Genomic DNA, 22,485 nt, shown 5'->3' on the forward strand with positions numbered 1-22,485 from the left:
TACGGCACAAATGACGGAGCAATTGGCGGCGTAGAAACCAACCCGATCCACCTTAGCCAAGCCGCCAAGCTGTCTCACCAGACGGGTCCACCTCACAAGCCCCGAACCCAATCTCCAAGCTTCTGCCTTATCAACACGTAGGGCGCTCGGGTCGGATTGAGCCGGTCGTCGCTTTTCGTTTTCCTCTTGGTGCTCGGGTCGTAGAACAGTGGCCCGTCCTTCATCGTCCTTACGAACTCAATGAGCCCTTGCTCAATGAGATGATCGTGCAGGGGGACCGTGCGCGGCATCGCTCCCTTCACCGCCCCGGCTTCCGGAGTGATATGCAGCGTCCAGAAGCCCTCCGGGTGTTGATCGATGTCCTGCTTGCGTAGCTGCGTAATCTCTCCTACCCGCGCCCCTGTGTATCCGCACAACCACGGCACCCACCGGATGGCTGCGCGGAAGTGCGGTGATACGCGGGGTCCTTGAGGTTGTAGGGTCGCTGTCAGGATGGTTTTTATGTCTTCGGGTTGGAAGGCTCCCTTCGTAGGCGTCTGCCTGCCGGTGGCAACCTTCACGCCTTCCAATGGGTTGGTCGCTATCTTCTTCTGTCGCTTCGCCCAATTGAACACTGTTCTGGCGCTTGTTAGCCAAACCTCATTGATCGTGCGCGCACCCATATTCCCCTTTGCAACCAGCCGGTCCTTCCAGCTAACGGCGTCATCGTCCGTCACCAGAGAGATGTCTCGACCGTCCAGAAAATTGTTGAAATCAACGAAGACCACGCGCCAGCGATTGACGGTCGAGGGCTGGGGTTGCCGTTCCATAACATACGCCTCGAAAGCCTCCTGCACATTCCACCCAGCTAACTTCACGTTGGCAGGAATGATAGGCATGGATTGCGGGAAACGTTCCCGATGGGTGTCGGGCCGATAGTCGCCACCGGCTCGCCGCCGCAGGAGCGCCATAGCGGCCACAAGGTCCGACTCTAGGGTATCCACAAGGCGGTCGAGGGTATCGGAGGATAGGTTGATGCCTTCGCCGGCGAGGAACGTTTGAAGGCGAGACAGTTCCAGCACCACGGCCTTGACCTTGGCGGCATGTCGCGGGCTGCGTCCCTGCTCTTCATCATCGTAGGGATAATCGCCACCGGATGCTTCTACGGCGTCCTGATACCGCTCATATCGAAAATCCCACGCCTCAACCGGCTCCTGATCGTCTGCGTATTGGACGACAAACCAGTCATACCAGCGTCCCGCGATGTCGTGGAGTTGCCGGTGCGATAGTTCCAGCGCCCTGCCGGTGGCCGCAGCACGAAGCGCACCGATACGACCCTCTATGTCCGCCAGCCATTCTGCAAAGGCTGCCTTCGCTTCACCGGGGGATTTGTCTGTGGATAGTCGGAAGCGTTCCTCACGGCGAATACCGTAGGCGCTTTGGTAGGCATCTCGCACGTCGTCCGGAATAGCCTTCCGGGAGAACCAATCGCCGTTCTTAGCTCGCCTCAAGCCAGTCATCGTGACAGTCATTTGTAGCGCCCTTTGTAGCAGGGAGGCGACTACAAGCTCCTGAAATCAAACAACTATCTAAACCGAAAGGCATTTCGGAGAGTGATGGTGCGGTCGAGAAGACTCGAACTTCCACGGGTTGCCCCACAGCGACCTCAACGCTGCGCGTCTACCAATTCCGCCACGACCGCCCGTGGTAGGAGCCAAACATGTTCGGCACGCGGCGTGTAGCAAATCGCTTATCCCGAAACAAGGGCATCTGCAGGAATAATCGCGCTTTAAATCACAACCTTGCCATCATGCTCGCTTCCATGCCCTCACCGCTGGACCTCCAGGGCATTTCTCGCCATATGATGGGGGTAAAATTCGGACCAAGTCATGCCTGAACGCAGCCAGATCGCCACGTCATTTTTTGCCAAAGCCGGTTCAACTCCCGTCGAATGGCGCACCGAGCCCGGGCTTGTCGCCTATCCGGAGGCGCTGGCCTTCATGGAGGCCCATGCCGAATTGATTCGCAGCGCCGGCGCTCGCGAAATGATCTGGCTGGTCGAACACCCTCCCCTCTACACATCCGGCACCAGCGCACGCATCGAGGATCTCATCGATTCTGAACGATTTCCCGTCTATGCGGCGGGTCGGGGCGGCGAATACACTTATCATGGCCCCGGCCAGCGCGTTGCCTATGTCATGCTTGATCTCAAGCGCCGGCGCGAGGATGTCCGCGCCTTCGTAGCCGCACTGGAGGAATGGATCATTCGCACGCTGGACGCCTTCAACATCAGGGGCGAACGCCGCGAGGACCGGGTCGGCGTCTGGGTGCAGCGGCCCGACCGTCCATCAACGCCGGATGGCTCCACCGCCGAGGACAAGATCGCCGCGATCGGCATCCGCATGCGCAAATGGGTCAGTTTCCATGGCATCGCCATCAATGTGGAACCTGATCTGAGCCATTTCGGCGGCATCGTACCCTGCGGCGTGCAGGAGCACGGCGTCACCAGTCTTGTCGATCTCGGCCTGCCCGTGGCCATGGCCGATCTGGACGTGGCGCTGAAAGCAGCCTTCGAAGACGTATTCGGCCCCGTCACGACCCAGATCGAATCGGACTCACCAAGCGTGCCCGACCCAGCTGTGCCCGACATTGCCTGCTGAACGAGGCGGCAGTGCCTTTCCCGCCGCTCAGTTCCCGACCTGAACGCCTGTGGCAGTTCTCATGTCAAGCGGCAGAAAAAACCAGCAGCGGGAAACCCCATGGCTGGAGCGGCATCTTTGTGCGTCCGAAAGGACGCAAGCACGCAAACCGCAGAGGCGGAAGCTTGCCTTGCAGACAACCCACCATCTCCAGCAGAGGCCGGAGCGGCAAAGGCAGCCCCCCCCGCCAGAGGAGCCCCGACATCGGGACACCAGAGCAGCGCACGTTCTGACGAACGCTCCTTCCACTGCTCCATTCTGTTTTCTTAGCCGCATTTTGCAGTCAGAGAATTCCGTCTGACTGCAAAATGCTCTAGCGGGAAACGGTATCTCAGATCGGTTCGGGGTCCTTCATCGCCACAATTATCAGAGCGCGCCTATCCACATCGCCATGGAAACGAGGAAGGTTCCCATGCACACCATTGAGACAACATCCTGAACGAGATCGGTCATGGCTTGCTCCTGTTTTCTGTATGTTCTCACTTTGTTCTTATTCTGTTCAAATGTCAATTAACAGAATTGCATCTTCATCCGAATCGGAATCGGCTGTTTCTCAGGATTAAAGATTGGTTTCCGGGCTTGGGAAGCAAGGCACGCGATCAACCGGCAACCGCCCGCGCTGGCGTGCCGGGAATTGCGCTTCGTGATGTCAGGCTAATGAGTATTCAGGGCAAAAGGACAGGGAGCTGGATACCGATCCGCGCCGTCCACACAGTCCGTTGTCAGGCCCGGGTTGCAGACGACCCTGACCGGCTCTTCCCGTCATGGGAAGACGCTCCCGATATAGTGCCCGCATCATGCGATGCGACGCCCTCGCAAGCGCAAGCGGAGCTTCAGAATGGAACGACCTTGCCTTCGGAAAGGGTCACGCGCCGATCCATGCGGGCGGCGAGCTCGTGGTTATGGGTGGCGATCAGCGCGGCAAGCCCCGACTGCCGCACAAGCGCCGACAGCGCCTGAAACACATAAGAAGCGGTGACCGGATCGAGATTGCCGGTCGGCTCGTCGGCTAGCAGCACCAGCGGCGCATTTGCCACAGCGCGCGCGATGGCCACGCGCTGCTGCTCACCGCCCGACAATTCGGAAGGGCGATGCGTGGATCGCTTTCCAAGCTGCATGTAATCCAGCAGCTGCCCTGCCCGCTCCGCCGCCTCTGCGCGTGGCAACCCTTTGATGAGCTGCGGCATCATCACATTCTCCAGCGCGGAGAATTCAGGCAACAGATGATGGAACTGGTAGACGAAACCAATTTCATTGCGGCGGATCGCCGTGCGCTGGTCATCCGAAAGCTTGCCGCATGCGCGCCCGGCCAGAATGACATCACCGCTGTCCGGCTTCTCCAGAAGCCCCGCCGTATGCAGCAGGGTGGACTTGCCGGTGCCGGAAGGCGCCACCAGCGCCACCATCTCGCCGGACCGCAGCACGAAATCCGTGCCGCTCAGGATTGTGAGCTTGCGCTCGCCCTGCACGTAGTGGCGCTCGACGCCCTTCAGTTCGAGAACGGCATGCGCCATCACTCATACCTCAGCGCTTCGACCGGATCGAGCCGCGCGGCCCGCCAGGCGGGAAACAGCGTGGCGATGAACGACAGCACCAACGCCATGAGGATCACCGAGAAGGTCTCGCCGGCATCCATCTTGGCTGGAAGCTGGCTCAGGAAATAGAGCTCGGGATTGAACAGAACCGTGCCGGAAATCCAGGAGAAGAACTGGCGTATGTGCTCGACATTGAGGCATATGACGACACCGAGCACGAAGCCGGCCAAGGTGCCCACGACACCTATCGCCGCCCCTGTCATCAGGAAGATGCGCAGGATCGCCCCGCGCGTCGCGCCCATGGTGCGCAGGATGGCGATATCGTGGCCCTTGTCCTTCACCAGCATGACCAGGCCGGAAATGATGTTCAGCGCCGCCACCAGCACAATCAGCGTCAGGATCATGAACATGACGTTACGCTCCACCTGCAGGGCGGAGAAGAAAGTCTGGTTGCGCTGGCGCCAGTCGCTCAGCAGGACCGGCCGCTGCGCCGCTTCCTCGATCTTCGGCTTCAGGGCGTCGACGGCATCGGGATTGTCGACATAGATCTCGATGCTTTGCACGAGATCTTCCATGTTGAAATAGAGCTGAGCCTCCGACAGGGGCATATAGACGATCGAGCTGTCATACTCCGACATGCCGACCTCGAAGATCGCAACGATCGGGTAGCCCTTGATTCGCGCCGTGGTGCCGAAGGGCGTGACGTCGCCATCAGGGGAAGTCAGCGTGATTGTGTCACCGATGGCCAGCCCGAGATTGCTGGCCATGCGCGAGCCGACCGCCACGCCATCGGACTGGTCGAAATTCTCCAGAGTGCCGAAGCGGATATTGTCGGCGACCATGCTGACCTTGGAAAGATCCGTTCCCCTGACGCCACGCACCAGAGCTCCGGCGCCGGAGCCGACGTTGCCCTGCGCCAGCACCTGCCCGTCGATCAGCGGAAGGGCGTATTTGACGCCGCCGACACCGTTGATGCGATCCGCCACCTGCTCATAATCCTCAAGCGGCAGATCGATCGGCGTCACGATGATATGGCCGTTGACCCCGAGGATGCGGGTGAGCAGTTCGGCGCGAAAGCCGTTCATCACCGCCATCACCACGATCAGCGTCGCCACCCCCAGCATGATGCCGAGGAACGAGATCGACGCGATAACCGAGATGACCGTTTCCTTGCGGCGCGAACGCAGATAGCGCCACGCCACCATGCGCTCGAAGCCGGAAAACGGTCCGGCGGAGGAAGGCTTCGCGGCCGCCTTGCTCATGCAGCGCCACCAAGCCGCGCAATCGCCTCCGCGATGGGCAGGTTCTCGCGCTCGCCGGTTTTGCGGTTCTTCAGTTCCACCTCGCCGGCGGCCACGCCGCGCGGGCCGACCACAAGCTGCCACGGCAGTCCGATCAGGTCGGCGGTGGCGAACTTGGCGCCCGGCCGTTGGTCGGTGTCGTCGTAAAGCACGTCCTTGCCGGCAGCCGTCAGGGCGGCCTCAAGCTCGTTGCAGACGCGATCGCATTCGGCGTCGCCGGACTTCATGTTGATCAGCCCAACGTCGAACGGCGCAATGGATTCGGGCCAGATGATGCCGTTCTCGTCGTGGCTCGCCTCGATGATGGCCGCGATCAGCCGCGAAGGCCCGATCCCGTAGGACCCCATGGAGACGAAATGCTCCTTGCCGTCCGGCCCGGTCACCTTGGCGTTCATCGCCTTCGAATATTTTTCGCCGAAGTGGAAGATATGGCCGACCTCGATGCCGCGCGCCGAAACCTTGTCGCTCCCGGCAATGACGTTCCATGCGGCCTCATCATGCATTTCGTCGGTCGCCGCATAGGGCGTGGTCCACTTCTCGACGATGCCGGCTATCTCCGCGTCATTGCCGAAATCGATATCCTCGCCCGGCACTTCGAAGCCGAGATAATCGCGGTGACAATAGACCTGGCTCTCGCCGGTCTCGGCCAGAATGATGAACTCGTGGCTGAGGTCGCCACCGATCGGCCCGGTGTCGGCGCGCATCGGGATCGCCTGCAGGCCCATGCGTGTGAAGGTGCGCAGATAGGCTACGAACATGCGATAGTAGGCGGCCTTGGCGCCCTCATAGTCGAGATCGAAGGAATAGGCGTCCTTCATCAGGAATTCGCGGCTGCGCATGACACCGAACCGGGGGCGCACCTCATCGCGGAACTTCCACTGGATGTGGTAGAGGTTGAGCGGAAGATCCTTGTAGGACTTCACGTAGGCGCGGAAAATATCCGTCACCATCTCTTCATTGGTCGGCCCGTAGAGCATGTCGCGCTCATGACGGTCCTTGATGCGCAGCATCTCCTTGCCATAGGCGTCGTAGCGACCGCTCTCGCGCCACAGATCGGCCGACTGGATGGTCGGCATCATGATCTCCAGCGCACCGGAGCGGTCCTGCTCCTCGCGGATGATCCGGCAGACCTTGTCGAGCACGCGCTTGCCCAGCGGCAGCCAGGAGAAGCTTCCCGCGCCCTGCTGACGGATCATGCCGGCGCGCAGCATAAGCCTGTGCGAGACGATTTCAGCCTCGCGCGGGTTTTCCTTGAGAATGGGCAAAAAATAGCGCGACACACGCATATGCTGTTCCGTGAGAGAAAGGGCGCCACCGGAATCGGCGTGCCGAGGCCTGTTTGCTTCGGCTTCATAGCCATTTCATGGCAAATTGGAAACCCGCAGCGACATTCGACGTATCGACGCGAGCTCCACACTGAAAACCATACAAGCCGGGCATGTTCATCGAGTGGGCAGATCGTGCCATCTTATTGTGCAATGCAACACACTTAAGTTCACTCCGGGGTAAAATTTATAGTGACTTTGCCGGCTTTCTTGGTCTAGTGTGCCACGCATAATCGAGAGAGCAGAGGATAAAATCTGCTCTCCTACGCGGTCAAAGTCTTGGGAGGATGCGATCTAGGCGCGGTTATTCGCTGCCGCCGGAAACCGGAAACGGATCGGACGCGTTCAACTTGCAAGGCTTTTTGCCTTGCATTTTTTTTGTGCAGATTTCAGCCGCCGCACCTTTTTCCCGGCCCGTACAGAGTTGAATCTGTACGGTCACACCGCAGCCTGACGCATTGTTCCTGTTACAGTTTCAGGCTTCCGGGAATTGCATCGCCGGTACATTCCTTACAGAAAATCCCACTCTGGGTACGGGCCTGAGACAGGTCTGATTGCAGTATTCCGCAATCAGGGCCCCGGCACCATACGCGGGATATCGTCGAAGCTGTAGCCAAGCCCCAGCGTCACCCAGCCATAGGTGCCTATGATGATCGTGGTGACGATCGTCGTCCAGATGACGGCGCGCCGCATGTGCGGTCCCCGCGGCGCGCTGGAAACAGTGCCCAGCGTGACGTTGTCGTCATCGTCCTGCGTCTTCACACCGAAGGGCAGGATGGCGAACAGCACCAGCCACCACGTCACGAAATAGATGGCGACGAGCGAAACCCAGCTCATGCCTGTTCCAACTCGACCAGAGTTCCGCAAAAATCCTTGGGATGCAGGAACAGAACGGGCTTGCCGTGGGCGCCGATCCTCGGATCGCCGTCGCCCAGAACGCGCGCTCCGCCGGCCTTCAGCCGGTCTCGCGCCACAATGATGTCATCCACCTCATAGCAGACATGGTGCATGCCGCCGGACGGGTTCTTTTCCAGGAAGGCGGCGATGGGCGAACCTTCCCCCAGAGGCTCCAGAAGCTCGACCTTGGTGTTGCCGAGATCGACGAACACCACCGTCACGCCATGCTCGGGCAACGCCTGAGCCTCGGTGACGGTTCCGCCCAGCATATCGCGATAGGTGGCGGTCGCCTTCTCAAGGTCCGGCACTGCGATAGCAACGTGATTGAGACGTCCGAGCTTCATTGCCTCACTTCCCGAATGAACTCCGCGCCTGGAATCAAGGTTCCAGCGCCCTATCGAATCCGAAATTCGTACGACGCTTTCCACAGACGGTGCGAATGTCGAACTCGGAACACTAGCGGGTCACGAACACCGTCACCAGTGGCTTCTTGCCCCAGGCCTGATTGGCGGCGGCGCGCACCGCGCGGCGAACGGATTCCTGCACCAGATCGAGGTCTTTTCGGCGCTGACGCGGGATAGAGTCCACCGCGCCTATTGCCGCATCGATCATCAGATCCTCCAGCGGCTCGCCGCCGGCGTCCGCTTGCGCCACGCCGATGGCGACCAGATCGGGATCGCCGGAAAGCTCGTAACGATCATCGAGCACGACATTGACCACGACATGACCCGCGTAAGAGAGCTTGCGGCGGTCGCGTATGCCCATCGCCTCATCGGTGCCGACAAGCTTGCCGTCCTTGTAGAGGCGACCAAACGGCACCTGATCGATGATCGTGGCCACTCCCGGCCACAGGCGCAACATGTCGCCGTCGCGCACCTGCGCCACCTGCCCGATGCCGGCCATGGCCATCAGCGATCCTTGCGCCACCAGATGCGCGGCTTCGCCATGCACCGGCACGCCGATCTGCGGACGCACCCATTCATACATGCGCTTCAGCTCGCTGCGGCGTGGGTGGCCGGACACATGCACCAGCGCATCGCCGTCCTCGATGATCTTGACGCCAAGATCGATGAGACGATTCTGAATCTCCAGAATGGCCTTTTCGTTGCCGGGAATTGTACGCGAGGAGAAGATCACCGTGTCGCCGGCATTGAGCGCCACCGACTTCATCTCATCCCGCGACAGCTTGGCGAGCGCCGCCAGCGGCTCGCCCTGGCTGCCGGTGCAGATGATGACCAGTTCACGCCGGTCGATGAAGTTGTAATCCTCTTCCGCCACGAATTCGGGCAGCCCGTCCATATAGCCGAGTTCGTCGGCCACCTCGATGACGCGCTTCAGCGAGCGGCCGAGCACGAGGCACTTGCGGCCCGCATCCCGCGCCGCGCGGGCAATGGAGATGATACGGCCGACATTGGAGGAGAATGTGGTGATGGCGACGCGGCCCTGCTGCTGCCCGATCAGCGTCTTGAGGCTGGCGCCGACTTCCTCCTCCGAGGGCGAATCCCCTTCCCTCAGCGCATTGGTGGAATCGCAGATGAGCGCCAGAACGCCCTTGTCGCCATAGGCTCGGAAGCGCGCCTCGTCGGTTTTGGGGCCGAGCGTCGGCGCAGGGTCGATCTTCCAGTCGCCGGTATGGATCACCGTTCCGGCGGGCGTTGTGATGGCCAGAGACATCGGCTCGGGAATGGAGTGCGCCACCGGAATGGCTTCGATCTCGAAGGGGCCAACCGTAAACTTCTCGCCACCGCGATAGATGGTCACCGGGATTTTCGGCGCGCCATGCTCCGACTGTCGTTTCGCTTCGAGCAGAGCGGCGGCGAAAGGCGTCATCCACACCGGCGCTTGCAGGCGCGGCCAGATGTCGTGCAGCGCGCCGTAATGGTCTTCATGCGCATGGGTGATGACGATGCCGCGCAGCCGGTCGAGCTTGTCCTCGATGAAACGCGTGTCCGGCAGGATCAGGTCGACGCCGGGGTGCGTAGGGTCGGGAAAGGTCACGCCGACATCGACGATCAGCCATTCGCGGGCGTTGGCCGGACCGTAACCATAGAGGGCGAAGTTCATACCGATCTCGCCGACGCCGCCGAGGGGCGCGAACACCAGCTCGGCATTTTCCTTCACAGCCATACCCGTCTCCAAATCATGCGGTCTCATTTCCGCTCTAGAGCTCTTTACGCTTCACGCAATTTCAGACGAAAGAACCGGTTGCCGTTGCCGTTTCCACGGAATTGTCTAGACAGCGCCGGCGCTGGCGACCGCGCCGAAATGCACGTCGCCCGCCGCAATCGTCACCACGCCGCCGTCATGATCACGGATGACGAAATGGCAGTCCTCGTCGATGGTCTCGAAGATACCGCGCACCACGCGGTTGTCGACCCGCACGGCCACCTCGCTGCCGATACCGGCCGCCCGCTCCAGCCAGCGGTTGCGGATGGCCGCAAGACCCCGCCCCTCGCTCCACAGTCGCGCGTTCGCGGCCCAGGCGTCGGATAGCGCCAGAAAGAGCGTTTCGGCATCGCAGCTCGCGCCCAGCTTCCTCAGCGAGGTCGCAGGATATGGCAGGTCGTCAGGATGAGCGATCACATTGACGCCGATGCCGACCGCCACCGCGAACCGGCTTTCGCCCAGCATAGCCGACTCCAGCAGGATGCCCGCGAGTTTGGCGCCTGACGCCAAAACGTCGTTCGGCCATTTCAGCTCAAAGCGGTTGCTGCCGGCCTTGCCGAAATTGCCGCCGCCATCGACGCCAACCGAAATGCCGGCTTGCGGCGCGACCGCGTCGAGCGCGTCCGCCAACGCCAGCCCGGCCACGAAGCCAAGCGTCGAGGCAAGCTTCAACTCATAATCGGCGACGACAAGCAGGGTCGCGGCGAGATTGCCAGGCGGCGACTGCCAGGCGCGGCCGCGCCGGCCACGTCCGCTCCGCTGGTTCTTCGAAACGACCCACAGCTTGCCCGGATCTCCGGCGCGGGCGTGATCGAGCGCCTGCGCATTGGTGGAGCCGACAGTATCCAGCGCCTCCAGGCGATAGCCATCGGATGCTGCCGTCGGCGCCAGCGCAAACGCCATCAGAAGAACGACTTGGCTGCTGCCTGCGCCATCACGCCGATCGGAGCGCCGAACAGCACATAGAAGGTGACGAAAGCGCCCGACAGGCCGAGGATGACGCGCAGTTCGGCTGACATGGGCTGGAACCCGCCGGCCGGCTCGTCGAACCACATGATCTTGATGATGCGCAGATAATAGAACGCCGCCACGACCGAGGTCAGCACGCCGATGATCGCCAGCGCGTAAAGATTCGCATCGATGGCGGCGAGGAAGACGTACCACTTCGCCCAGAATCCGGCCAGCCACGGAATGCCCGCCAGCGAGAAGAGCATCAGGGTCATGATGGTAGCCATGATCGGATTGGTCTGCGAAAGGCCGGCCAGATCGCCGATCTCCTCCACATTCTCGTCATTGCGCCGCATTGCGATGATGAAGGCGAAAACGCCCAGCGTCATGGCCACGTAGATCACCATATAGATGAGCACGCCGCGCACGCCCGCCTCGCTGTTGGCCGCGAGACCGACCAGCGCGAAGCCCATATGGCCGATGGACGAATAGGCCATCAGGCGCTTGATGTTGCGCTGGCCGATCGCGGCGAACGAGCCAAGCGCCATAGATGCGATGGACACGAAGACGATGATCTGCTGCCAGTCGGATGCGGCGGGCTGGAAGGCCTCCATCACCAGACGCAGGATGAGCGCCATGGTCGCGACCTTGGGGGCGACCGCGAAGAAAGCCGTCACCGGCGTCGGCGCGCCCTCATAGACATCCGGCGTCCACATGTGGAAGGGCGCGGCGGAAATCTTGAAAACCAGGCCGGACAGGATGAACACGATGCCGAACAGCACGCCGATCTGGCGTCCCTGCCCCGAAATCGCGGATGCGATCACCTCGAAATCGACGGAGCCGGTATAACCGTAGACCAGCGACACGCCGTAGAGCATCATGCCGGTGCCGAGCGCGCCCAGCACGAAGTATTTGAGGCCGGCCTCGCTGGAGCGCAGCGAGTCACGGTTGATCGCCGCGACGATGTAGAGCGCCAGCGACTGCAGTTCGAAGCTGAGATAGAGGGCGATCATGTCGTTGGCCGAGGCCATCAGCAACATGCCGACCGTCGAGAGCATGACCAGAACGGGATATTCGAACGTGTCGAACTTGTGCGCGCGGCTGTAGCCGATCGACATGACCAGCGCGACGGCCGACCCGGCGAGCGTCAGCAGCTTCATGAAGCGCGCGAACGGGTCGAGCACGAACGAATTGCCGAACGCGCTGCCTTCGCCCGTAGCGAAAGCCAGCCACAGTCCGGCGACAGCCATGACCAGTACGGCGAGCGTCGTGACCAATGCCCCCGGCCGGCCGTTTGAGAACACACCGATCATCAGGAGCACGAGGGCGCCTGCGACGATGATGAGCTCCGGCGTGACGAGCACGAGACTGGTGGAGAGTTCCGGCGTCATTGTTACCTCGGTCTCCGGTCAGTTTGCGGCCGCGGTCTGCGCGGCATTGATCGATGCGTTGACATTATCCACCAGCGCCTTCACCGACTCGGCGGTGACGTCCAGCACCGGCGCGGGATAGACGCCGTAGAAGATCGTCAGCACCACCAGCGGATAGAGCACGACCTTCTCGCGGGTGGAGAGGTCGAGCAGGTCCTTGAGGCCGTCCTTGGTGAGCGCGCCGAAGACGACGCGGCGGTAGAGCCACAGCGCATAGCCTGCCGACAGGATAACGCCGGTGGCGGCGAACACGGCCACCCAGGTGTTGACCCGGAACACCCCGAGCAGCGTCAGGAACTCGCCGACGAAGCCGCTGGTGCCCGGCAAGCCGACATTGGCCATGGTGAAAATCAGGAAGGCCACGGCATATTTGGGCATGTTGTTGACGAGGCCGCCATAGGCGTCGATCTCGCGGGTGTGCATGCGATCATAGATGACGCCGACGCACAGAAACAGCGCGGAGGACACCAGACCATGCGACAGCATCTGGAAGATGGCTCCGTCGATGCCCTCGGCGTTCATGGCGAAGATGCCCATGGTCACATAGCCCATGTGGGCGACCGACGAGTAGGCGATCAGTTTCTTCATGTCCTCCTGCATCAGCGCCACCAGCGAGGTGTAGACGATGGCGATCACCGACAGCGTGAACACGAAGGGCTGGAACATGTCCGAAGCGAGCGGGAACATCGGCAGCGAGAAGCGCAGGAACCCGTAACCGCCCATTTTCAGCAGAATGCCGGCCAGAATGACGGAACCGGCCGTCGGCGCCTCGACGTGCGCGTCCGGCAGCCAGGTGTGAACCGGCCACATCGGCATCTTCACCGCGAAGGAAGCGAAGAAGGCGAGCCACAGCCATGTCTGCATACTGGCCGGGAAGTCGTGCGCGAGCAGCGTGGGGATGTCCATGGTGCTGGCGTCCCAGTACATGGCCATGATGGCCAGAAGCATCAGCACCGAGCCAAGCAGCGTGTAGAGGAAGAACTTGAACGATGCATAGACGCGCCGCTTTCCGCCCCAGACGCCGATGATGATGAACATCGGGATCAGGCCCGCCTCGAAGAAGACGTAGAACAGCACCAGATCAAGCGCGCAGAAAACGCCGATCATCAGCGTTTCGAGCAGCAGGAAGGCGATCATGTACGCCTTCACGCGCTTCTGCACCGCTTCCCACGAAGCCAGGATGCACAGCGGCATCAGGAAGGTGGTGAGGATGACGAACAGCATGGAGATGCCGTCGACGCCCATATGGTAGGAGATGCCGCCATCCAGCCACTCCGCCTTTTCCACCATCTGGAAGCCGGATTGCGAATTGTCGAAGCCGATCCAGACGAACAGCGACACCACGAAAGTGAACACCGTGGTCAGAAGGGCGATCGAACGGATGTTGCGCAGACCGTTCTCGCTTTCGTCGCGGATCAGCAGCACCAGGAGTGCGCCGACGAGCGGCAGGAACGTGACCGTAGAAAGAATGGGCCAGTCGGTCATAGCATCATCCAGGTGGCAAGCGCGGCAACGCCGATCAGCATTGCGAATGCGTAGTGATAGAGGTAGCCGGACTGCAGCTTGACGACCCGCTGGGTGACGTCGACGACCCGCGCCGAAACGCCATCCGGTCCAAGCCCGTCAATGATCTTCCCGTCGCCCGTCTTCCACAGGAAGCGGCCCAGCGCCTTTGCCGAGCGCACGAACAGGAAGTCGTAGAGTTCGTCGAAGTACCACTTGTTCAGGAGGAACTGGTAGAGGCCGCGATGCTGCGCCGCGAGGCGCTTCGGCGTCTCAGGCGAGCGGATGTAGAACTGGTACGACAAGAGGAAGCCGACCACCATCGCCACGAAGGGCGAGAGCTTCACCCACATCGGCACATCGTGCATCTCGTGCAGGACGTGGTTGTCGGCCGAGGTGAACAGCGCCGTCTTCCAGAAGGTCTCATAAGCCTCGCCGATGAACTGGTCGTGGAACAGGAAGCCCGCGAACAACGCGCCGACAGCGAGGATGTAGAGCGGGACCAGCATCACCGGCGGCGATTCATGGACGTGATGCAAAACCTCCTCGCTGGCGCGGGACTTGCCGTGGAAAGTCATGAAGATCAGCCGCCAGGAATAGAAGGAGGTGAAGCAGGCGGCGATGACCAGCAGCGTGAAGGCGAAGCCCGCCACCGCATTGTGGCCGACAAAGGCGCTTTCGATGATGGCGTCCTTGGAGAAGAAGCCGGCGGTGCCGATGACCGTGGCCGGGATGCCGACGCCGGTCAGCGCGATGGTGCCGATGATCATCATCCAGTAGGTGGTCGGGATCAGCTTGCGGATGCCGCCCATCCTGCGCATGTCCTGCTCGTCCGACATGGCGTGGATGACCGAACCGGAACCGAGGAACAGCAGGGCCTTGAAGAAGGCGTGCGTGAACAGGTGGAACACCGCCGCGCCATAAGCACCAACGCCCAGCGCCACGAACATGTAGCCGAGCTGCGAACAGGTGGAATAAGCGATGACGCGCTTGATGTCGTTCTGCACGAGCCCGACCGTCGCCGCGAAGATGGCGGTGGTCGCGCCGATGAAAGTCACGACCATCAGCGCGCTATGCGACAGCTCGAACAGCGGCGACAGGCGCGCCAGCATGAATACGCCGGCGGTGACCATGGTGGCGGCATGGATCAGCGCCGAAACCGGGGTCGGGCCTTCCATCGCGTCCGGCAGCCAGGTGTGCAGCGGCACCTGCGCGGACTTGCCCATGGCGCCCATGAACAGCAGCAGGCACACCACGGTGATCGCCGCCGTCTTGTCCAGCGAATATCCGAGGAACGTCAGAACAGCGCCCGTCTCCGCAGCGCCCTCGGCCGGCAAATAGCTGGCCGTGCCGGCGAAGATGGTCGAGAAATTGACCGAGCCGAACAGCACGAACACGCCGAACAGGCCGAGCAGGAAACCGAAGTCACCGACACGATTGACGATGAAGGCCTTCATCGCCGCGGCGTTCGCCGACGGCTTCTTGTACCAGAAGCCGATCAGCAGATAGGAGGCGAGGCCAACGCCTTCCCAGCCGAAGAACATCTGCACAAGATTGTCCGAAGTCACCAGCATCAGCATGGCGAAGGTGAACAGCGACAGATAGGCGAAGAAGCGCGGCCGATGCGGATCGTGGTGCATGTAGCCGATCGAATAGATGTGAACCAGCGCCGAGACGGTGTTCACCACCACCAGCATGACGACTGTCAGCGTGTCGATGCGCAGAGCCCATGCAGCGTCGAGCCCGCCGGTCTGGAGCCAGCGCAGCACCGGCACGGTGAACGTCGCGGCGTCGGAGAAGCCGACCGAGAAGAATGCGACCCACGACATCGCGGCCGACACCACCATCAGTCCGCAAGTGATGTATTCCGAAGCCTTGGCGCCCAGCGACGTGCCGAACAGGCCGACGATCAGGAACCCGATGAGGGGCAGGAAGACGATGGCTTGATACATGTTCCGCGCCTCAACCCTTCATCATATTCACATCTTCCACCGCGATGGAGCCGCGGTTGCGGAAGAAGACCACGAGGATGGACAGACCGATCGCCGCCTCGGCCGCCGCAACCGTCAGCACGAACAGCACGAAGACCTGCCCCACGAGATCGTTGAGCACCGAGGAGAAGGCGACCAGATTGATGTTGGCCGCCAGAAGCAGGAGCTCGATCGACATCATGATGACGATGACGTTCTTGCGGTTCAGGAAGATGCCGAACACGCCGATCGTGAACAGGATCGCCGAGAGTGTCAGATAATGTCCGATGCCGACGGTCATGTCAGATGCCCTTCCCCGTCTCGACCTTGCGTACTTCGATGGAGGTCTCCGGCGTGCGGCCGACCTGCGCCGAAATCGACTGGCGCTTGACGCCCTGCTTGTGGCGCAGCGTCAGCACGATGGCGCCGACCATGGCGACGAGAAGCACGATGCCCGCCATCTGGAAGAAATGGATGTAGTCCGTGTAAAGAATATCGCCGAGAGCGGCGGTGTTGGAGCGCTCCGCCATGTCCGGGATCGGCCGCGCCGCCGTATTGCTGAGTTCGGGCGCCAGCACATAGCCGCCGGTCACGATGATGAGTTCGGCGGCGAAGATCAGCCCGACCAGCGCGCCGATCGGCGCGTAGCGCAGCGCCCCCTGCTTGAACTCGGCGAAATCGACGTCGAGCATCATGACCACGAACAGGAACAGCACCATGACGGCGCCGACATAGACGATGAGCAGGATCAGCGCCAGGAACTCGGCTCCCGCCAGCAGGAACAACCCCGCCGCGTTGAAAAAGGCGAGGATCAGGAACAGCACCGAATGAACGGGATTGCGCGATGAAATGACCATCAAGGCCGATGCGACCGCGACGAGGGCGAAGAGGTAGAAGAAAGCCGCCTCTAGTCCTTCAAGCATGGGGATCCCCCGGGTTTCCAAATCCTGATTCCGCGCCGCCTCCGGTCACGAAACCGCGTGTTCCTTAGACGAGCCGTTGCGGCCCGTCCATGTGTCAAATGCCGATGTCCGGATCGTACCTCCGGCATCCGCGCTCAGCGATAAGGCGCATCCATCGCGATGTTGCGGGCGATTTCGCGCTCCCAGCGGTCGCCATTCGCCAGCAGCTTTTCCTTGTCGTAGTAAAGCTCCTCGCGCGTCTCGGTGGCGAACTCGAAGTTCGGTCCCTCCACGATGGCGTCGACGGGGCAAGCTTCCTGGCAGAAGCCGCAATAGATACACTTCACCATGTCGATGTCATAGCGCACGGTGCGGCGGGTGCCGTCGTTGCGGCGCGGGCCGGCCTCGATGGTGATCGCCTGCGCCGGGCAGATCGCCTCGCACAGCTTGCACGCGATGCAGCGCTCCTCTCCGTTGGGATAGCGGCGCAGCGCGTGCTCGCCACGAAAGCGCGGGCTGATCGGCCCCTTTTCATGCGGATAGTTGATGGTTTCCTTGGGCTGGAACATCTTCTTGACGCCCAACCAGTAGCCACCCAAGATATCCTTCAGAATCAGCGACTTAGCCGCTTGAGCGAATGCAGACATCAGGCAAGACCCGTCAGCTTGAGGAACGCGGCCGTGGCCACGACCATGAACAGCGAGATCGGCAGGAACACCTTCCAGCCCAGCCGCATCAACTGGTCGTAGCGGTAACGCGGAAGAACGCCCTTGGCCATCGAGATGATGAAGAACACGAAGCAGACCTTGAGAACGAACCAGACGACGCCCGGCACCCAGGTGAAAGGCGCGAAGTCGAAGGGCGGCAGCCAGCCTCCGAGGAACAGGATGGTGGTCAGCGCGCACATCAGCACGATCGCCACATACTCGCCGAGGAAGAACAGCAGGAACGCCGTCGACGAATATTCCACCATGTGACCGGCGACCAGTTCCGACTCCGCCTCGACGAGGTCGAAAGGCGGCCTGTTGGTCTCCGCCAGCGCCGAAATGATGAAAATGATGAACATCGGAAACAGCGCCAGCCAGTGCCAGTCGAGGAAGCTGTTCGACAGGCCGAGCCATGTGCCGATGCCGTCCTTCTGCGCCATGACGATGTCGGTCAGGTTCAGCGAGCCCACCAGAAGCAGAACGGTGACGATGACGAAACCGATGGAGACCTCGTAGGACACCATCTGGGCCGCCGAACGCAGGGCGCCCAGGAATGGATATTTCGAGTTCGAAGCCCAGCCGCCCATGATGACGCCGTACACTTCGAGACCTGAAATCGCGAGGATGTAGAGGATGCCGACATTGATGTTGGCGACGGCCCAGCCTTCATTGACCGGGATGACGGCCCAGGTCGCCATCGCAAGCACTGAAGTGACCAGCGGGGCGAGAAGAAACACCGCCTTGTTGGCCCCGGATGGAATCACCGGTTCCTTGAACACGAATTTGAACAGGTCGGCGAAGGCCTGAAACAGACCCCACGGGCCGACCACGTTCGGGCCGCGGCGCATCTGCACGGCCGCCCAGATCTTGCGGTCGGCATACAGTATGTAGGCCACGAAGATCAGCAGGATCACCAGCACCGCGAGTGACTTCGCGATAATGATCAGCGCAGGCAGGATGTAGAAGGAGAAGAAGCTGTCGTCCATGTCCTATTCCGCCGCCTGCTTGAAGCCGCCCTGCGCGAGCGCCGAGCACTCGGCCATAACGGCCGAGGCGCGCGCAATCGGGTTGGTCAGGTAAAAGTCGCGCACAGGCGACACGAAACCGGCTTTTTCGATACGGCCGGCAAGCTTTGCCACGGCGGCAACGTCGCCCGCCGAACCAGCCTCGATCTGGTCGATGCGGGCAAGATGCGGATAATCGCCGTAAAGTTCCTTGCGAAGCTGGCCGAGCGAGTCGAACGGCAGCTTGTGACCGAGAACATCCGAGAGGGCGCGCAGGATGGCCCAGTCCTCGCGGGCGTCGCCCGGAGCGAAACCGGCGCGGCTTGTCTGCTGCACGCGGCCTTCCGTATTCACATAGGTTCCCGACTTCTCGGTATAGGCCGAAGCCGGCAGGATCACGTCGGCGCGGTGCGCGCCGGCGTCGCCATGGGTGCCGATATAGACCACGAAGCCGCTGCTGACCTTGCTCATGCCGATCTCGTCGGCGCCGAGCAGGAACAGCACGTCGGTGCTTTCCAGCATGGCCGCAACATCCTTGCCGCCCTCGCCCGGCACGAAGCCGATGTCCAGGCCACCGACGCGGGCAGCCGCATTGTGCAGCACGGCCAAACCGTTCCATTCCGGCCCGACAGCGTCGACGGCTGTCGCGAGCCTGGCCGCGAGGCCGAGCACGGCCGCACCATCGGCGCGCGCCAGAGCCCCCTGTCCGACAATGATGAGCGGACGCTCAGCCTTCTTCAGCGCCTCGAAGAAGGCGCCGTTGCCGTCGGCGATATCCTTCAGCGTGTCGGGACCGGCTCCAAGCGCCTTGTAGTCGTAACGCAGATCGCCAAATTCGCCGATTACGCCGATTGGCAGCGGGCCGGCGCGGAAACGCTTGCGGATGCGGGCATTGAGCACCGAAGCCTCGAAGCGCGGATTGGCTCCGATGATGAGGATCGCATCGGCATTCTCGATGCCCTCGATCGTCGGGTTGAAGATGTAGCTTGCGCGGCCCAGCGCCGGGTCGAGCGCAGCGCCATCCTGACGGCAATCGATATTGGTGGAGCCAAGCGAGGCCATAAGGCGCTTCAGCGCATACATTTCCTCGACGGCGGCCAGATCGCCGGCAATCGCGCCGATCTTGTCGGGGGTGGTAGCCGAAACGGCATCGCGGATGGCGGCGAAGGCTTCACCCCAGCTTGCCGGCTTCAGCTTGCCGTCGCGCCGCACATAGGGCCGGTCGAGGCGCTGGGTGCGCAGCCCGTCCCAGATGAAGCGGGTCTTGTCGGAAATCCATTCCTCGTTCACCGCGTCGTTGTTGCGCGGCAGGATGCGCATCACTTCCCGGCCACGGGAATCGACGCGGATCGCGGAGCCCACGGCGTCCATGACGTCGATGGATTCGGTCTTGGTGAGTTCCCACGGGCGCGCCTGGAAGGCGTAGGGCCGCGCCGTGAGCGCGCCGACCGGGCACAGGTCGATGACGTTGCCCTGCAATTCCGAGGTCATCGCCTGTTCGAGATAGGTGGTGATCTCGGCGTCCTCGCCACGGCCGATGAGGCCGAGTTCGGAGATGCCCGCCACTTCCGTGGTGAAGCGGACGCAGCGCGTGCAGTGGATGCAGCGCGTCATGATCGTCTTGACGAGCGGGCCGATATACTTGTCCTCTACCGCGCGCTTGTTCTCATGGAAGCGGGAGGAATCGACCCCGAAGGCCATAGCCTGGTCCTGCAGGTCGCACTCGCCGCCCTGGTCGCAGATCGGGCAATCCAGCGGGTGGTTGATGAGCAGGAATTCCATCACGCCTTCGCGGGCCTTCTTGACCATCGGCGTGTTGGTGAACACCTCGGGAAGCTGGCCTTCCGGGCCGGGGCGCAAATCGCGAACGCCCATGGCGCAGGAAGCCTGCGGCTTGGGCGGGCCGCCCTTCACCTCGACAAGGCACATGCGGCAGTTGCCGGCGATCGACAGCCGTTCATGGAAGCAGAAGCGCGGCACTTCCGCGCCGGCCACTTCCGCCGCCTGCAGCAGCGTGTAGTGGTCGGGTACCTCGATCTCTTTCCCGTCGACCTTGAGCTTTGCCATCTTGCCTCAACCCCGCGGCCATGCCGCGATCTTCATTGCGGACGCCATCGAAACGGCGTCCTGCCCAATCTCACTTTACCCGTCGCCCGCTCGGCAGCGCCGCCGCCTGACCGACCCAGTCGTCGCGCCGGATACGGCCGCGAAACCCCAACGTGTCGTCAACCCAGGCGATTTCAGCATCCGTCCACGCCGCAATCTGGCGCCAGGTCCAGACGCCATAGCCATTGAGAACCGCCTCAAGCTTGGGGCCAATCCCGGAGATCGCCTTGAGGTCGTCCGGCGCGGCCGGTTTATTCATCGCCTGCGGCTGATGCGACTGCGTCGAAACTTCCGCGGCGGCTTCTTTCACGAGGCGGAGAGCCGACGTTGAAGCCGCCCGGGTCACCCCACCCTCCCCGGCAGCCTTTCCGGCATTCTCCACCGAAACGCCCTCGAAAGCCTGAAACAGCTTCTGCGAAGCCTCGCTAGCTCCGGTCAGCGCGCCAAGCCAGATACCGAACGCCTGACTGGCGAGCCCGAAACCGAGCGCCGACGCAGCGGCCATTCCGGCCGCCGGATGGACGAGCAGATTGACGGCGCTGGCCATCTCACTCGGAATCATCTCTGGTGCGTTGTTCTGCATGGCTTCGAAGCTTTTCAAATCGGTCTGCAAACGGTGGGCCGTCAATCGCGGGCCTTGTCCTGCCGTTTAGCTGCGTTCCGGTTCCCTTTCCGTTCCTGCCTGCCGTCGGTTGCGATCACGCCTATTCGGCGGCGACCAGAACCGGCTCGACCCGATGGGCGTTGCGGGTGAATTCGTCGATGCGACGCTCGATTTCCGGGCGGAAGTTGCGGATCAGCCCCTGCACCGGCCAGGCGGCCGCGTCGCCCAGGGCGCAGATGGTGTGCCCTTCGATCTGCTTGGTGACGTCGAGCAGCATGTCGATCTCGCGCTTCTGCGCCTCGCCGCGCACCAGCCGCTCCATCACGCGCCACATCCAGCCCGTGCCCTCGCGGCACGGCGTGCACTGGCCGCAGCTCTCATGCTTGAAGAAGTAGGAGAGCCGCGCGATCGCCTTCACGATATCCGTCGACTTGTCCATGATGATCATCGCCGCCGTGCCGAACGAGGATTTCACCTCGCGCATACCATCGAAATCCATGGGCGCATCGATGATGTCCTCGGCTTTCACGACGGGGCATGACGCGCCGCCCGGGATCACCGCAAGCAGATTGTCCCAGCCGCCGCGGATACCGCCGCCATGCTTCTCCACCAGTTCGCGGAAGGTGGTGCCCATCTCTTCCTCGACCGTGCAGGGCGTGTTCACATGGCCGACCAGCATGTACAGCTTGGTGCCGACATTGTTCGGACGCCCGAAAGACGAGAACCAGGCCGCGCCACGCCGCAGTATGGTGGGCGCAACGGCGATGGATTCGACATTGTTGACCGTGGTCGGGCAGCCATAAAGCCCCATATTCGCCGGGAAAGGCGGCTTCAGCCGCGGCTGCCCCTTCTTGCCCTCAAGGCTTTCCAGAAGTGCAGTCTCTTCACCGCAGATGTAAGCACCAGCGCCGTGGTGCACGTAGACGTCGAAGTCGTAGCCGTTCTTGTTGTTCTTGCCGATGAGCTTTGCGTCATAAGCTTCGTCGATAGCGCGCTGCAGCGCTTCGCGCTCGCGCATGAACTCGCCGCGCACATAGATATAGGCCGCAACCGCGCCCATGGCGAAACCGGCCAGCAGGCAGCCTTCGACCAGCGTATGCGGGTCATGGCGCAGAATGTCGCGGTCCTTGCAGGTGCCGGGCTCGGATTCGTCGGCGTTGACCACGAGATAGCTCGGGCGGCCGTCGCTTTCCTTAGGCATGAACGACCATTTGAGGCCGGTCGGGAAACCTGCGCCGCCGCGGCCGCGCAGGCCGGACGCCTTCATCTCATTGATGATCCAGTCGCGACCCTTCTCGATAATGCCCTTGGTGCCGTCCCAGCAACCGCGCGACATCGCCCCGGCCAGCGACTTGTCGAAGTGGCCGTAGATGTTGGTAAAGATGCGATCCTTGTCCTGAAGCATCGTT

At 62.0% G+C, this 22,485-nt stretch carries 19 protein-coding genes and 1 tRNA gene; 1 reads left to right on the top strand and 19 read right to left on the bottom strand.

What is annotated here, in order from left to right:
- Window positions 1-92 precede the first annotated feature (92 nt).
- Complete coding sequence (locus ABID44_RS05020) at window positions 93-1,511, bottom strand: hypothetical protein (RefSeq protein ID WP_354150603.1); 1,419 nt, start codon at window positions 1,509-1,511, stop codon at window positions 93-95.
- 85 nt (window positions 1,512-1,596) lie between these two features.
- Window positions 1,597-1,681 (bottom strand) — tRNA-Leu (locus ABID44_RS05025).
- A gap of 187 nt (window positions 1,682-1,868) precedes the next feature.
- On the opposite strand from ABID44_RS05025, the gene lipB reads away from it, so the two are divergent.
- Window positions 1,869-2,639, top strand: coding sequence for a lipoyl(octanoyl) transferase LipB (gene lipB, locus ABID44_RS05030; RefSeq protein ID WP_354150604.1), 771 nt, complete (start codon window positions 1,869-1,871; stop codon window positions 2,637-2,639).
- An 872-nt stretch (window positions 2,640-3,511) separates the two neighbouring features.
- Here the strand turns inward: lipB and ABID44_RS05035 are convergent.
- The 17 genes from ABID44_RS05035 to nuoF all read right to left on the bottom strand — a co-directional run bounded on the left by ABID44_RS05035 (window position 3,512) and on the right by nuoF (window position 22,481).
- On the bottom strand, window positions 3,512-4,192 hold the full coding sequence (locus ABID44_RS05035; RefSeq protein ID WP_354150605.1) for an ABC transporter ATP-binding protein: 681 nt from the start codon (window positions 4,190-4,192) through the stop codon (window positions 3,512-3,514).
- Window positions 4,192-5,475 (bottom strand): lipoprotein-releasing ABC transporter permease subunit, encoded by a 1,284-nt coding sequence (locus ABID44_RS05040; RefSeq protein WP_354150606.1) that lies wholly within the window; start codon window positions 5,473-5,475, stop codon window positions 4,192-4,194. Before ABID44_RS05040 ends, ABID44_RS05035 begins: the two co-directional genes overlap by 1 nt.
- Complete coding sequence (proS, locus tag ABID44_RS05045; RefSeq protein WP_354150607.1) at window positions 5,472-6,800, bottom strand: proline--tRNA ligase; 1,329 nt, start codon at window positions 6,798-6,800, stop codon at window positions 5,472-5,474. The genes ABID44_RS05040 and proS overlap by 4 nt, the downstream gene beginning before the upstream one ends.
- A gap of 609 nt (window positions 6,801-7,409) precedes the next feature.
- A complete protein-coding gene (locus ABID44_RS05050) occupies window positions 7,410-7,676 on the bottom strand; it encodes a DUF1467 family protein (protein WP_354150608.1) in 267 nt (88 codons plus the stop codon).
- Window positions 7,673-8,080 carry a methylmalonyl-CoA epimerase gene (mce, locus tag ABID44_RS05055; protein WP_354150609.1) on the bottom strand — a complete coding sequence of 136 codons (408 nt, stop codon included), beginning with the start codon at window positions 8,078-8,080 and terminating at the stop codon, window positions 7,673-7,675. The genes ABID44_RS05050 and mce overlap by 4 nt, the downstream gene beginning before the upstream one ends.
- A 112-nt stretch (window positions 8,081-8,192) precedes the next feature.
- Window positions 8,193-9,863, bottom strand: coding sequence for a ribonuclease J (locus ABID44_RS05060; RefSeq protein ID WP_354150610.1), 1,671 nt, complete (start codon window positions 9,861-9,863; stop codon window positions 8,193-8,195).
- 105 nt (window positions 9,864-9,968) lie between these two features.
- Window positions 9,969-10,805 carry a biotin--[acetyl-CoA-carboxylase] ligase gene (locus ABID44_RS05065; protein WP_354150611.1) on the bottom strand — a complete coding sequence of 279 codons (837 nt, stop codon included), beginning with the start codon at window positions 10,803-10,805 and terminating at the stop codon, window positions 9,969-9,971.
- Window positions 10,805-12,241, bottom strand: a complete 1,437-nt coding sequence (gene nuoN, locus ABID44_RS05070; RefSeq protein WP_354150612.1) for an NADH-quinone oxidoreductase subunit NuoN — start codon at window positions 12,239-12,241, stop codon at window positions 10,805-10,807. The genes ABID44_RS05065 and nuoN overlap by 1 nt, the downstream gene beginning before the upstream one ends.
- An 18-nt stretch (window positions 12,242-12,259) precedes the next feature.
- Window positions 12,260-13,765, bottom strand: coding sequence for an NADH-quinone oxidoreductase subunit M (locus tag ABID44_RS05075; RefSeq protein WP_354150613.1), 1,506 nt, complete (start codon window positions 13,763-13,765; stop codon window positions 12,260-12,262).
- Entirely contained in the window at window positions 13,762-15,735 is a 1,974-nt protein-coding gene (gene nuoL, locus ABID44_RS05080) for an NADH-quinone oxidoreductase subunit L (protein ID WP_354150614.1), read from the bottom strand. The genes ABID44_RS05075 and nuoL overlap by 4 nt, the downstream gene beginning before the upstream one ends.
- A 10-nt stretch (window positions 15,736-15,745) precedes the next feature.
- Window positions 15,746-16,054 carry an NADH-quinone oxidoreductase subunit NuoK gene (nuoK, locus tag ABID44_RS05085; protein WP_035023851.1) on the bottom strand — a complete coding sequence of 103 codons (309 nt, stop codon included), beginning with the start codon at window positions 16,052-16,054 and terminating at the stop codon, window positions 15,746-15,748.
- Between the two features lies 1 nt (window position 16,055).
- Complete coding sequence (locus tag ABID44_RS05090; RefSeq protein WP_354150615.1) at window positions 16,056-16,676, bottom strand: NADH-quinone oxidoreductase subunit J; 621 nt, start codon at window positions 16,674-16,676, stop codon at window positions 16,056-16,058.
- Window positions 16,677-16,810: 134 nt separating this feature from the next.
- Window positions 16,811-17,302 carry an NADH-quinone oxidoreductase subunit NuoI gene (gene nuoI, locus ABID44_RS05095; RefSeq protein WP_354150616.1) on the bottom strand — a complete coding sequence of 164 codons (492 nt, stop codon included), beginning with the start codon at window positions 17,300-17,302 and terminating at the stop codon, window positions 16,811-16,813.
- Window positions 17,302-18,348 (bottom strand): NADH-quinone oxidoreductase subunit NuoH, encoded by a 1,047-nt coding sequence (nuoH, locus tag ABID44_RS05100; RefSeq protein WP_354150617.1) that lies wholly within the window; start codon window positions 18,346-18,348, stop codon window positions 17,302-17,304. Before nuoH ends, nuoI begins: the two co-directional genes overlap by 1 nt.
- Window positions 18,349-18,351: 3 nt before the next feature.
- Entirely contained in the window at window positions 18,352-20,433 is a 2,082-nt protein-coding gene (nuoG, locus tag ABID44_RS05105) for an NADH-quinone oxidoreductase subunit NuoG (protein ID WP_354150618.1), read from the bottom strand.
- A gap of 70 nt (window positions 20,434-20,503) precedes the next feature.
- Entirely contained in the window at window positions 20,504-21,055 is a 552-nt protein-coding gene (locus tag ABID44_RS05110) for a helix-hairpin-helix domain-containing protein (protein WP_378226886.1), read from the bottom strand.
- Between the two features lie 121 nt (window positions 21,056-21,176).
- Window positions 21,177-22,481, bottom strand: coding sequence for an NADH-quinone oxidoreductase subunit NuoF (gene nuoF, locus ABID44_RS05115; RefSeq protein WP_354150620.1), 1,305 nt, complete (start codon window positions 22,479-22,481; stop codon window positions 21,177-21,179).
- Between the last annotated feature and the right edge of the window lie 4 nt (window positions 22,482-22,485).

This window comes from Aquamicrobium ahrensii, from assembly GCF_040545755.1.
Classification (GTDB): domain Bacteria; phylum Pseudomonadota; class Alphaproteobacteria; order Rhizobiales; family Rhizobiaceae; genus Mesorhizobium; species Mesorhizobium ahrensii.